Source organism: Clostridium saccharobutylicum DSM 13864 (genome assembly GCF_000473995.1).
Taxonomy (GTDB): Bacteria; Bacillota; Clostridia; order Clostridiales; family Clostridiaceae; genus Clostridium; species Clostridium saccharobutylicum.
The window spans coordinates 4,335,712-4,348,499 of sequence record NC_022571.1 but is presented as its reverse complement, the minus strand read 5'-3'; the positions used below and the strand labels follow the sequence as shown (position 1 = coordinate 4,348,499).

Annotated in this window: 13 protein-coding genes; all 13 read left to right on the top strand. The window is 29.4% G+C overall.

From position 1 onward, the window contains the following. Window positions 1-4 precede the first annotated feature (4 nt). The 13 genes from CLSA_RS18895 (at window position 5) to CLSA_RS18835 (ending at window position 12,781) form a co-directional block, all read left to right on the top strand. Complete coding sequence (locus tag CLSA_RS18895) at window positions 5-1,354, top strand: flagellar hook-length control protein FliK (RefSeq protein WP_022749161.1); 1,350 nt, start codon at window positions 5-7, stop codon at window positions 1,352-1,354. Window positions 1,355-1,367: 13 nt separating this feature from the next. Then, window positions 1,368-2,303 carry a flagellar hook capping FlgD N-terminal domain-containing protein gene (locus CLSA_RS18890; protein ID WP_022749160.1) on the top strand — a complete coding sequence of 312 codons (936 nt, stop codon included), beginning with the start codon at window positions 1,368-1,370 and terminating at the stop codon, window positions 2,301-2,303. Between the two features lie 35 nt (window positions 2,304-2,338). Then, window positions 2,339-2,731 carry a TIGR02530 family flagellar biosynthesis protein gene (locus CLSA_RS18885; protein WP_022749157.1) on the top strand — a complete coding sequence of 131 codons (393 nt, stop codon included), beginning with the start codon at window positions 2,339-2,341 and terminating at the stop codon, window positions 2,729-2,731. Window positions 2,732-2,866: 135 nt separating this feature from the next. Beyond that, window positions 2,867-3,865, top strand: a complete 999-nt coding sequence (locus tag CLSA_RS18880; RefSeq protein ID WP_022749153.1) for a flagellar hook-basal body complex protein — start codon at window positions 2,867-2,869, stop codon at window positions 3,863-3,865. Between the two features lie 511 nt (window positions 3,866-4,376). Further along, window positions 4,377-4,568 (top strand): flagellar FlbD family protein, encoded by a 192-nt coding sequence (locus CLSA_RS18875; protein WP_041716369.1) that lies wholly within the window; start codon window positions 4,377-4,379, stop codon window positions 4,566-4,568. A 75-nt stretch (window positions 4,569-4,643) separates the two neighbouring features. Next, window positions 4,644-5,132 carry a flagellar basal body-associated FliL family protein gene (locus CLSA_RS18870; RefSeq protein WP_022749147.1) on the top strand — a complete coding sequence of 163 codons (489 nt, stop codon included), beginning with the start codon at window positions 4,644-4,646 and terminating at the stop codon, window positions 5,130-5,132. A gap of 10 nt (window positions 5,133-5,142) precedes the next feature. Beyond that, a complete protein-coding gene (locus CLSA_RS18865) occupies window positions 5,143-5,541 on the top strand; it encodes a flagellar biosynthetic protein FliO (RefSeq protein ID WP_022749144.1) in 399 nt (132 codons plus the stop codon). Continuing rightward, window positions 5,531-6,310, top strand: coding sequence for a flagellar type III secretion system pore protein FliP (gene fliP / locus CLSA_RS18860; RefSeq protein ID WP_041716368.1), 780 nt, complete (start codon window positions 5,531-5,533; stop codon window positions 6,308-6,310). Before CLSA_RS18865 ends, fliP begins: the two co-directional genes overlap by 11 nt. Before the next feature lie 11 nt (window positions 6,311-6,321). Further along, entirely contained in the window at window positions 6,322-6,591 is a 270-nt protein-coding gene (locus tag CLSA_RS18855) for a flagellar biosynthetic protein FliQ (protein WP_022749138.1), read from the top strand. Window positions 6,592-6,605: 14 nt separating this feature from the next. Next, complete coding sequence (locus CLSA_RS18850) at window positions 6,606-8,447, top strand: fused FliR family export protein/FlhB family type III secretion system protein (RefSeq protein WP_022749135.1); 1,842 nt, start codon at window positions 6,606-6,608, stop codon at window positions 8,445-8,447. Between the two features lie 108 nt (window positions 8,448-8,555). After that, window positions 8,556-10,622, top strand: a complete 2,067-nt coding sequence (gene flhA, locus CLSA_RS18845) for a flagellar biosynthesis protein FlhA (protein WP_022749132.1) — start codon at window positions 8,556-8,558, stop codon at window positions 10,620-10,622. Beyond that, entirely contained in the window at window positions 10,623-11,915 is a 1,293-nt protein-coding gene (gene flhF / locus CLSA_RS18840) for a flagellar biosynthesis GTPase FlhF (RefSeq protein WP_022749128.1), read from the top strand. It begins immediately after the preceding gene. Continuing rightward, a complete protein-coding gene (locus CLSA_RS18835) occupies window positions 11,909-12,781 on the top strand; it encodes a MinD/ParA family protein (protein ID WP_022749126.1) in 873 nt (290 codons plus the stop codon). The genes flhF and CLSA_RS18835 overlap by 7 nt, the downstream gene beginning before the upstream one ends. Window positions 12,782-12,788 lie beyond the last annotated feature (7 nt).

Below are 12,788 nucleotides of genomic sequence, written 5' to 3'. Positions count from 1 at the left end.
ATGTATGGCAGGTACAAATACAACTAATTATTTAGTAAGTAATATGAATTTTTCTACTCAAGGTTCTAAATCTAATGTAACAAATAAGTCTGAATCAAATTTATTTGTTAATAAAACCAATTTTTCAAAATCTACAGAATATAATAATGAGTTTAAGAAAGTTTTAAATTCAAAAACTAATTCTAAAGATGAAAGTGATGAAAAATTAATATATAAAAATGAGGAAAACAAGCCTTCAAGTGATGTTGATAATAATGAAATAAATGAACTTAAGGATAAACTTAAACAATTAGAAGAAGATAGTAAATCTGATTCTAAAGATGATGTTAATGATATATTGCAGTCATTACTAAATTTACTGAAGAAGTTTGAGATTAAAGAAGAAAAAGGAGACGTTAATTCAGAAAATTTAAAATCCACTATATTGAATAAAATTAATGAAAATGGAGCTTCAGATAAACAATCAACAATCTTAAATCAATTGCTTGAATTATTAAAAGCAGATTCAGTACAAAAAAAATTAGATAGTGATTCATTAGGATTAATGAACAAGATATTAAATCAGTTGGGTATTAAATCTAAGGATAATAAAGAACTTTCAAGTGGTATTAAGGATTTAATGTCAAAGATATCTAATATTATCGATGATAAGGATAATCAAGGTGAAAAAGTTTTGACTCTTAAAGATATATTGAATAATGGTTGTTCACAAAATAAAGATAGTTCACTTGAAAATGGAAACAATAATAATGCACAAACTGAAACGCCAAAAGAAAGTAAAAAAGTCACAAAAGAAGATAAATTCTTAAATTCTTTAATTGATGATAAGAAAGATAATTCTTTGGATAAGATAAATTTATTTGCATCAAGAACTCAAGTTATCCAAGGACAAGAAGTAGAAACGACTAGAGGACTTACAATTAATAAAGCTACATTTGCTAATGATTTAATAAAAGATATTAAATTTATGAGTAATAATGGATTAAAAGAATTAACTGTAAAAATTAATCCTGGAAATCTTGGAGAAATAACTATAAATCTAAGCCAAGAAGATGGAGTGATGAAGGCTAATTTAAAAGCAAACTCTAAAGAAACAGTAGCGTTACTTTCACAAAATTTGGTTGATATTAAAGAAAAATTAACTGAACAAAATATTAAGGTGACAGATGTTAATGTTGAACTTTACCAAGATGATACGACTTTCTTTAATGGAGAGGGATTTGGTAATCAATTTGCACAAGAACAAGGGAAAAATAATAACAGCAACATCATTAGTAATAGAATAACTGTTGAAGAAGAGTCAATGGAAAACATAGAAACTAGTATTGATAATAATTTAGATTTTCTAGCATAGGAGGTGAAAATATATGGCGATTATACCTTCAATAAATGAAGCATTAGGAAAAACAACTCCAAAAACGCAAAATACTTCTATACCAACAAGCAGATTAGGTAATGAAAGTAATGCAGGTGCCACTCAAACTGCTACTACAACTTCACGAGGAACAAAGATTACAACTTCAGATCAGAGCTTTGATAAAAATTCTTTTTTAAAGATTTTATCAGCTCAATTAAGTAATTTAGATCCAAGTTCAAATCAAGATTCAACTGCATATGTTACTCAAATGGCTCAATTTGCATCTATGGAACAAATGCAAAACTTAAATAATACAATGAATGAATCATCTCTTAGAAATTTGCTTGGAAAGCAAGTAGTCGTAGATGTTACAGATAGTCATGGTGATCGTTATGTTGGAACTGTAAATAGCGTATCAAGAAGCAATGGAAAAAATTATATACGATTGAATATTGTTGAGAATGGACAACTTAAAGAGTTAGACAAGAATATTGATGCGGATAAAATACTATCAGTAGTTAAAGATAATGATAGCACAAGTACAGTTACAGCGATTAATTCTCAATTTTTAGCAGCTTCATCTTTAAATAATAAGAGAGTTATTACTGCAGATAAGGATAGTTCTAATAAAGATATATTGGTAAAAGGTACAGTCGAAGGTGCATATATAAGTGGGGCAGATGTTAAGTTAAGAGTTAAAGTTTTAGATGATAATTTGAATTCAACCGGAGAAACAAAGGTATATTCATATTCAGACATAGTAAGAGCAGGAGATTTAAATGATGAGGATATGAAACTTACTATAGATCAAGTTCTTAAGGAAAATGGAATAACAACATCATCTATAAGTACAACAAACACAGGAGATTCATCAACATCTACAAATAATAGCAGCTCAAATAATACAGGAAGTTCGTCAAGTAATAGTAGCTCAAATAATTCATAAGACTTTAATACATAAATATTATTTAGGATGTTTTAATGAGTTATAGAATTGTTAATGGACGAGCTTATTCTGTAGGAAATATTGTACCAAATGAGAATTTATCTAAGAACATAAGTACTAAAAATACACAGGATAAGAAAAGTTTTAAAGATATATTAAATGAAGTTACATATAAGCATAATGGTTTTATTGTATCTAAGCATGCTGCTTTAAGGCTTAATCAAATTAATTTTACAGAAGAAGATATGAGACAGATAGAAAAAGGATTTAAAATGGCGGAAGATAAGAACTCTAAAAATACTGTCATGTTATATAAAGATATTGCATTGGTAGCAAGTGTTAAAAACAAGACGTTAATAACAGCCGTTGATAAAAATAGAGCAAAAGATAATATATTTACAAATGTAGATAGTGTAGTAATATTATAGGCTGGACGAGAATCAGTTAATAGTTAGTTACAAAATGTTAATTTTCAATTGTTAACTATTAACTATATAAATCGGGGCCAAAACTTGTGGAATGACAGAAACAAGTTAAATAAATTATGGTATGGAGGAATTTATATGTTAAGATGTATGTATTCTGGAATAAGCGGAATGAAAGTTAATCAAACAAAGTTGGATGTAATTGGTAATAATATAGCCAATGTAGGTACTACAGGATTTAAATCTTCAAGAGCAGAATTTACTGATATGTTATATCAAAATTCAGCAGAAGCAACAGCGCCTACAGCAACAAAAGGTGGAACTAATGCTAAACAAATAGGGCTTGGAGCAAAATTGTCAAGTATTAATAAAGTAATGGGTCAAGGTAATGCATTATCAACAGGAAGAACACTTGATGTATGTGTTGATGGTGATGGATATTTGGTTGTAGGAAAAGGTGCATTAACTGGTTTAATTAATGTAGGTACAGATTCAGCAGGTAATACAAGTGGTATTACTAGTGGAACTATGGAGGATACATTATATACAAGAGATGGGAATTTAACACTGGATAAAGACGGAAATCTTTTAACGGCTGATGGATATAGGGTTATGGGATATTATGCAACAAATGCGTTGAAGATTAATTCTAAAGGAGCATTAGATGCAACTTATGTGGATGCGGATACAGCAAAGTTCGATAACGCTAAATTACAACCATTAGCAATACCTGATTCGGTGATGAACGGATCAACAAAAGACCCAATTAAAAAATTTGAAATAGGAAAAGATGGAGTAATTACAGCAGTACTTGGAAGTGGTAGTAGAACTGCTATAGGACAAGTGGCTTTGGCGAGTTTTAAAAATCCAGAAGGGTTAACAGGAATTGGTGGAAATTTACTACAGGTTTCTTCTAACTCAGGAAGTCCAATAATAAAAAGTGCTAAGGGCGTAACAACTAATAGTAATAGTTCAGGGTTTGGAGATTTAGTTCAAGGAGCGCTTGAAGGATCAAATGTAGATTTAACAGAACAATTTACAGATATGATAACAGCAAGCAGAAGTTTTCAGGCTTCATCAAAAATGGTAACAACAGGAGATGAAATTTTACAAACTATTACTGGCTTGATAAGATAATTTTAAACTTAAGGTTTTACAATGCACAATTAAGGAAGGAAAATTTCTGTACAAGTTTATGTAATATTGTTGTTCGAAGTATAATTGGAATTTTCCCCACCAATTGTGCATTGATTAAAATAATTATCTTTGTTATTTTTAAAATGACTTTATAATTATATATAAGTTTTAATTAACAAAATTTATAATTAGTAAGATTACTAATTGAATATTTATAAAAGTAGAAGTTTAAGTTTGATGAAAAATATTTTTAGAATTTATATATTAAAGAGCGTTATTTAAATTTTTAATTAATGGAAGTGTTAATAAAAATTTTCAATGCATAATGCAGAATGCACAACTAATTTAAAAATTATAATATATAATTTTATAAAAAATTAGTTATCCTAAGTTGCGCATTGTGACCTGTACATTGTATATTTTACTGGCACATACAAAAAATACGAGTTGATTATATATATGTTTTTAAGTGTATATGGTTGACTTTGAAATAAGAAAGGGTGAGGATTTTATGATAAGGGTAACAGGGATGGACAAGAAAAGATTCATGCTTAATGCAGATCATATTGAAAAAATTGAAGAAATGCCTGAAACAATAATTACATTAACAAATGGAAAAAAATATATAGTTTTAGAGAGTATAGAAGATGTAAGAAATTCTGTTTTAGAATATAAACACAAAATTTTCACATATGACATTTAGAATGTTTTAAATTAGTGCAGGTCTAAATGATAATAGTTAAAAAGTTTCTGTTTCAAAGAATTAGGAGGAATAATAATGGCTAAAAAGGAAAAAAAAGAAAAAAATGAGAATGAAGAAGTAGTACAAAAAAGCAATAAAGGAATCATGATAGTCTTATTTATTTTAGGATTATTAGTATTAGGGGCAGCAACATTTGGTGGAGCATATCTATTCATGAAAAATAAATCAACAGTAGAAGCACAGGAAGTTGTTGTAGAAAATGAATATATGGACTTAACTGAGTTTACAGTTAATTTGGGTGATGAAGGTGGAAAAAGATATTTTAAAGGAGAAATAGCTATAGGTTATGACAAAACAAAATCAAAGCTAAAAGAAGAATTGACAGCTAATCAAGTTGTTGTAAGAGATGATATTATTTTTTACCTAAAAAGTCAAAAAGCTGACTATATAAATAATGTTGCAAACAGAGAGGCTATAAAAAAATCATTAATTGATGCTATTAATAAAGATTTAACAAAAGGTAAGATTTCAGATATTAGATTCAAAAGTATGATAATTCAGTAAGGATGAGAGAATGAATTTAGAATTTTTTAAAATATGTGTGCAATTAATCGTAGCTTTAGGTATAACTTTAGGTTTAATGTTTTTAACATTTAGAGTTTTTGGAAGTAAAATCAATGATATTAATAATAACAAGTATGTTAAAGTTATAGAACGAGTACAAGTGACAAAAGAAAATTCTATAATAACAGTTAAGATTGGGAAAAAGGGATATGTAATGACTACTGGTGCAGGCCATATGGAAAAGTTGTCAGAATTGTCAGAAGATGAAATTAATAATATTGAAGAAGAAAAAAAGAAAACTACTCAAGAGATGACTCAAAACTATTATGAATTAATTTCAAAGATAAAAAAGATTTATTCTAATATAGTTAAGAATACAAGATCAAAGGAAGAGAAGCATGAAAAATAATAAAAAAACAATAATGTTTACACTCATGATGACTTTTGGGATTATTATGTTTTGCACTGTAAATGCATATGCTGCTCCGAGTAGCACAAATTTACCTAATTTAAACATATCTGTTGGAGATGGAAGTGGAACACCACAAGACTATGTATCAAACATTAAAATATTAATATTTTTTACAATTTTATCATTATTGCCATCAATAGTGATAATGGCAACAAGTTTTACAAGAATTGTTGTTGTATTTTCATTTCTTAAAAGTGCAATGGGAGTACAACAAGCTGTTCCTAATCAGATTTTAACAGGACTAGCTATATTTTTAACATTGTTTATTATGAATCCTGTTTATAGTGAAATGAATACTAAAGCTATTCAACCATATTTACAAAATTCAATAACCCAAGAACAAGCAATTGATGAAGCATCAAAGCCTCTAAAGGAATTTTTGTTAAAGCAAACACGAGAAAAGGATTTACAATTATTTATTGATATAAATAAGGTCGATCAACAAAATTTAACTAAAGAAAATGTTCCATTTACAAGCTTGATTCCAGCATTCGCCATAAGCGAATTGAAGACAGCATTCCAGATAGGGTTCTTAATTTATCTGCCATTTTTAGTAATTGATATGGTAGTATCAAGTGTATTAATGGCTATGGGGATGTTTATGTTACCGCCAACGATGGTATCATTGCCTTTTAAATTAATTTTATTTGTAATGGTTGATGGATGGTATCTATTAGTGAAATCTCTGATACAGAGTTTTATGTGAGGTGAGAGGTTATGACACAAGTAATGCTTAGTGAAGTTGTTAAAGATACAATAGTAACAGCGGCAAAGGTATCAGCTCCAATATTAATAGTGGTGCTTGTATTAGGATTAGTTATAAGTATTCTACAAGCAACGACTCAAATTCAAGAGCAAACTTTAACTTTTCTTCCTAAATTAATCGCAGCAGCAGTTGTTGGAATATTCTTAGGAAGCTGGATGCTTCAAACGGTTATGTCTTTTACAACAAGAATATTTGATTTGATTGCTAGGATTACTACATAAGGAGGTAGCACAGATTGATAGATGTAGCCTACTTTCTTTCCTTATTTTTAATAAGTTTAAGAATAACAGCATATTTTTTTGCTGTTGAAATATTATTTCCAAGTGGAACACCACAAATTTTAAAAGGTGCATTTTCGTTAATACTTTCATTTGGAATTATATCGGGAATAGATTATTCCACAATAGGAAACATAAACAACAATTATTTATTATTATTTTATTCAATAAGTGAAATTATGACTGGATTAATTTTGGGATACATAACAAATTTAGTTTTTGAAATTGCAAGGCTTGCAGGGTCATGGATGGATATTCATGCTGGATTCTCAATGGTTACTATATTAGATCCAACAAGTAAAACTACAACAACATTGCTTGGAAATTTATCATATTTTCTTTCAATGGCATTTTTCTTTCTAGTAGATGGTCATCATGTAATTATAAATATGATAGCTGAAAGTGTAAAGATAGTACCGATTGGAAAAACGATAGTGTATCAAGAAACTATGATGGGAGTAATGCAAACAATATTTAATTATTTCACTTTAGGAATAAAGATGGCTATACCATTGGTATTAATAATTGTTATAACAGATGTATGTTTTGGATTAATTGGAAGAACAGTACCAACAATTCCGATTATGGTTTTGGGAATGCCTATTAAAAATTTACTGGGACTTATTACATATATAATACTAATGCCGGTCATGTTAAAATTAATAAGTACTGCAATATATAATTTGCCGAATATTTTCAGGGAAATAATTAATGTATTGCCAGCAGCACCATTGGTGTTAATTTTTGCTGGAGATGATAAAACAGAAGAAGCAACTCCAAAGAAAAAATCTGAATCAAGAAAAAAAGGTCAAATTGCTAGAAGTAAAGAAGTTGGAGTTGCACTTACAATGATTATATGTACAATGCTTATTTCAACGCTATGGGGAATGTTAACAGATGGATTTAAAAGCGTAATTATTTATTTTCTTCAATTTCCAATGTTAAAAAATTTTGATGAAGTAACAATTTTTAATATATCAACGACTGTGGTGTTAAAAATAGGGGCACTACTATTACCTTTTACATTACCAATAATGTTTGGAGGAATTGTAGCCAACTTGATGCAAACAAGATTTTTATTTACAACAGAACCATTAAAACCTTCCTTTGGAAAATTAAATCCATTATCAGGAATGAAAAATATTTTTTCAAAAAGAAGTCTTGTAGATTTAGGAAAAAATTTGATAATAGTTACAATAATATCAGTAATCGCTTATAAATATGTGAAGTCGAACTATCAAAATATATTAGGAATTTCTAATTTATATTTACCATCATTATCAAATGAGATTAGAAATTTAGTTTTGGGTATTTTTAAGCAGATTTGTATAGTTCTTGTTATCATTGCAGCTGTTGATTATTTTTTTCAAAATAAAATGCATGGTTCAGATATGAAGATGACAAAACAAGAAATTAAAGACGAATATAAACAACAAGAAGGAGATCCTCAAGTAAAAGGCAAAATTAAGCAAAAGCAAAAAGAGCTTGGGATGAAAAGAATGATGCAAAATGTTGCGGATGCTACAGTTGTAATAACTAATCCTACGCATTTAGCGATTGCATTGAAATATGAAGAAGGTGGGAACATGGAAGCTCCAAAGGTTGTAGCAAAAGGGGCAGATTATGTTGCCATTAAATTAAAGGGGATAGCAAAGGAACATGATGTTCCTATTATTGAAAATAAGCCACTAGCAAGAATGATGTATGAAAGAGTAGAAATAGACGAAGATATACCACAAGATTTGTATCAAGGTGTAGCTGAAATTTTAGCAGTGGTAATGAAGCTTAATAAAAAGTAATTAATAATAAATATGCAAAATACTAATGAGTTTTGATAGATGATAAAAATATGCAGTATGATTTTTTTAAATTGCATATTATGCATTGAAGAGAGGGATGTGTGAAATTTGGTGCTTGGTGGCAAAAAGCTAGATATAAAAGAAAATTTAGATATAATAGTAGCATTTGGTGTTATAGGTATAGTGCTTATGATAATAATACCATTACCGAAGATATTGCTAGACTTACTTTTAGCATTGAATATAACGATATCTATAATTATAATGCTGATAACTATGTTTACAACTAATGTATTGCAACTTTCAGTTTTTCCTACATTGCTGTTAGTTACAACATTATTTAGATTGGGGCTTAATATATCGTCAACAAGATTAATATTAACAGAAGGAGATGCAGGTCATATTATTACGGCTTTTGGTAATTTTGTTATACGTGGTAATTATGTAGTTGGTATTATTATATTCTTAATTATAGTTGTAATTCAATTTATGGTTATTACTAATGGTGCTGGAAGAGTTGCAGAAGTATCAGCAAGATTTACACTTGATGCTATGCCAGGTAAACAAATGAGTATCGATGCTGACTTGAATTCGGGTATGATAGATGAAGCTACTGCAAGAAAAAGAAGACAGGATCTTCAATCAGAAGCGGATTTTTATGGATCTATGGATGGTGCGTCTAAGTTCGTAAAAGGGGATGCAGTGGCAGCTATTATAATTACAGTTATTAATATATTGGGTGGTATTGTAATAGGTGTACTTCAAAGAGGATTATCAGTAGGGGATGCAGCTGGAACTTACGCTATATTGTCTGTTGGTGATGGACTTGTAAGCCAAGTACCAGCGTTATTAATATCAACAGCTTCTGGTATTTTGGTTACTCGTTCGGGAAGTGCTGACAATTTTGGTAAAACTATGACAGCTCAATTAACTGCATTCCCTATAGCTACTGGGGTAGCTAGTGCTATAATGTTATTTCTAGGCCTTGTACCTAATATGCCTAAATTAGCATTTTTCACAGCTTCTATAGCAACTGGAGTATTAACTTATATGCTTTATAAGGAAGAAGCAGCTAAGCAAGTAGAAGAGTATGTAAGTGAAGAAGAAGAGATTATACAAGCAGAACGTAAGGAACCTGAAAATGTTATGAATTTAATATCTGTGGAATCAATGGAAGTTGAAATTGGATATGGACTTATACCATTAGCTGATGAAGCATCTGGAGGGGATTTGCTTCAAAGAATTGCATCTGTTAGAAGGCAATGTGCTATAGAAATGGGAATTGTGGTTCAACCAATAAGAATTAGGGATAATCTTCAACTTAAAACTAATGAATATATAATAAAGATTAGGGGTACAATGGTTGTTTCATCAGAGTTGATGCCAAGTATGTTATTATGTATGGATCCAACAGGAGAAAATTCAGAAATACCAGGAATAAAAACAATAGAGCCAACTTTTGGGTTACCTGCAATTTGGATAAACAAAGATCAAAGAGAAGAAGCGGAAATTAAGGGATTGACAGTTGTTGACCCAACAACAGTTATGGTTACACATTTAACTGAAACAATAAAAACTCATTCCTATGAATTACTTGGAAGGCAGGAAGTTCAGCTTATTGTTGAAAATGCAAAAGAAAAATACAGTGCAGTTGTTGAAGAACTTATACCAGATTTGTTAACTATTGGTGAGCTTCAAAAGGTATTACAAAACCTATTGAGAGAGAAAGTTCCTATTAAAGATATTGTAACTATAATGGAATCATTGGCGGACAATGCCAGAAATACAAGAGATCTAGAAGTTTTAACTGAATATGTTAGATTTGCATTAGCGAGAACGATTTGTAATCAAGTAATTGATGAGGAAAGAAAAATTACAGTAGTCACATTAGACCCTAATGTAGAAGAGATAATAGCAAATAATATCCAAAAATCAGTTCAAGGATCATTTCCAACAGTTGATCCTGATACAACTACTAAAATACTTACAAGTATAAAAGAAACTTTGGAATCAGTTTATTTTTATAATAATCAACCAATTATTTTGGTATCACCTAATATAAGAGCTGTATTTAGAAAATTAATAGAAATGGTATTTCCTCATGTTATGGTAATTTCATTGAATGAAGTGCCAAATGATGTTCAAATTAATAGTGAAGGAGTTGTGCGATTATAGATGGTAATAAAAAGATATCTTGTAAGTAATATGAATGAAGCATTAACAAGAATTAGATATGAATTAGGAAAAGATGCTATCATAATAAGTCAAAGAAAAGTTAAAAAGTCTGGAATTAAGGGTTGGTTTTCAAAAAAAGTAATTGAAGTAACAGCAGCAGTTGAAAATTTTGAAGAAGAAAAATCTACTTTAAATAGCGAGCAAGAATTTAGAAATTCATTAGAAAATATTAAAAAGTTAATGGAATCAGAAGTTAGGATTAAAAAAGATGTTGAGAATGTAAAAGATACTATAAATAATAGAATCTTAGAGCATAATGCCAATGTAGAAAAGGAATCTCCTAAGGCCACAAAGTACCAAGAAAATTATATGGAAAATATTAATCACGTTAATGATAAAACAAGTATTATCCAAAGTGAAAATAATATGGAACAATCAGGTGATAAACGTGATTTTGAATCAGTACATAAAGAAGTAAGTGATTTGAAGAGTCTTTTAAATAAAGTGATACAAAATACGTCAGTTGATGAAAATCCAATAAATTATTTACAAGAAAAATTAAGCCAACTAGATATTGATGAGAAATTTCATGATGAAATTATTAAATCAATTGATGAAGAGTTTAGTAAAGAAGTAGATGAAACTGAGAGGTTAAGGGATATTTTTGAAAGGAACGTCTTAGTATCTAAAAAAAGATTGAATGGTCGTGTTGTGTTAGTAGGTCCAACAGGAGTTGGAAAAACAACTACTATAGCAAAGCTTGCAGGAAGACTTGCGCTTGTTGAAAAAAAGAAAGTTGGACTAATTACAGTAGATACGTATAGAATTGGAGCTATAGAACAATTAAAGACTTATGCAGAAATAATGAATATTCCATTTAAAGTTGTTATTACAATGAAGGAAATGGAAGATGCAATAGAATTTATGGAGGATTGTGATGTTGTACTTATTGATACTACTGGAAGAAGTAGTAAGAATACAATGCAAATATCAGAGCTTCGTGCTTTTGTTCAAAAGGCAAATCCACAGCATATAAGTATGGTAATAAGTGCAACTACCAAAAATAAAGATATAATGAGTATTTTGAATGGATATTCAGAATTGAGTTATGATAATATTATAATTACAAAATTAGATGAAACAACTGTATACGGATCTTTATATAATATATCTAAAAGTGCTAACAAACCAATTAATTTTATAACTACAGGGCAAAATGTTCCGGATGATATAAGAACATCAAGTAAAGAGGAAATTGCTAGATTTATATTAGGGGAGGAGACCTTATGCTAGATCAAGCAGAAACACTAAGACAATTAATCACAAAAGAAGAAGAAAACATTAAAAAAGAACAAGAAAATGATTATGCAAAGATAATTACAGTAACATCTGGAAAAGGCGGAGTTGGAAAAAGTAATTTTGTTGTAAATTTAGCTATATGTCTTAGCAATAGGGGAAAAAAAGTTCTGATTTTTGATGCAGATTTAGGTATGGGAAATGATGATATTTTAATGGGAGTTTATCCTAAGTATAATATATTTGATATTATAGGTACTGATTTAAAGTTAGAGGAGATAATCATAGAAGCATCTAATGGGGTATCTTTAATTCCTGCTGGATCTGGATTAAATAAGGTGCAAGAATTAACAGAAGCAGAAAAAAAAATGTTTATTGAGAAGCTTGGGGAATTAGGAGAGTATGATTACATATTAATGGATACAGGAGCGGGAGTAAATCGTGATGTTTTATCATTTGTATCAGCTTCAGAGGAATTGATTATAATAACAACACCTGAACCGACAGCACTTACGGATGCATACAGTTTAATGAAGGCAACAGATCATTTTAAACTTAAGAGCGAGGCAAAAATAGTTGTAAATAAAGCCTTTACTAAGGAAGAAGGTAAAGAGACTTATGATAAATTTGATAAAGCGGTAAAACGATTTTTAAGTATGAAAATCAGTTATTTGGGATGTATACTAGATGATAGAAAGCTAGTACAGAGTGTAAGGCAACAAAAGCCGTTTACAATGTTATTTCCAAATTGTGATGCATCAAAATGTGTAGATGAAATTGCAATGAAAATTATTGGGCAAAATATAAATTCAACTGGTGGAGTAAGAGGCGTATTTAAAAGACTATTTAATATTTTTTCATAGGGGGAGT

Bases quoted from the DNA above. Each gene is read 5' to 3' on its own strand.
- CLSA_RS18885 (WP_022749157.1), top strand. From the start codon at position 2,339: ATGAGTTATAGAATTGTTAATGGACGAGCTTATTCTGTAGGAAATATT.
- CLSA_RS18855 (WP_022749138.1), top strand. From the start codon at position 6,322: ATGACACAAGTAATGCTTAGTGAAGTTGTTAAAGATACAATAGTAACA.
- flhF (WP_022749128.1), top strand. From the start codon at position 10,623: ATGGTAATAAAAAGATATCTTGTAAGTAATATGAATGAAGCATTAACA.
- CLSA_RS18895 (WP_022749161.1), top strand. From the start codon at position 5: ATGGCAGGTACAAATACAACTAATTATTTAGTAAGTAATATGAATTTT.
- CLSA_RS18865 (WP_022749144.1), top strand. From the start codon at position 5,143: ATGAATTTAGAATTTTTTAAAATATGTGTGCAATTAATCGTAGCTTTA.
- CLSA_RS18890 (WP_022749160.1), top strand. From the start codon at position 1,368: ATGGCGATTATACCTTCAATAAATGAAGCATTAGGAAAAACAACTCCA.
- CLSA_RS18875 (WP_041716369.1), top strand. From the start codon at position 4,377: ATGATAAGGGTAACAGGGATGGACAAGAAAAGATTCATGCTTAATGCA.
- CLSA_RS18880 (WP_022749153.1), top strand. From the start codon at position 2,867: ATGTTAAGATGTATGTATTCTGGAATAAGCGGAATGAAAGTTAATCAA.
- CLSA_RS18835 (WP_022749126.1), top strand. From the start codon at position 11,909: ATGCTAGATCAAGCAGAAACACTAAGACAATTAATCACAAAAGAAGAA.
- CLSA_RS18870 (WP_022749147.1), top strand. From the start codon at position 4,644: ATGGCTAAAAAGGAAAAAAAAGAAAAAAATGAGAATGAAGAAGTAGTA.
- fliP (WP_041716368.1), top strand. From the start codon at position 5,531: ATGAAAAATAATAAAAAAACAATAATGTTTACACTCATGATGACTTTT.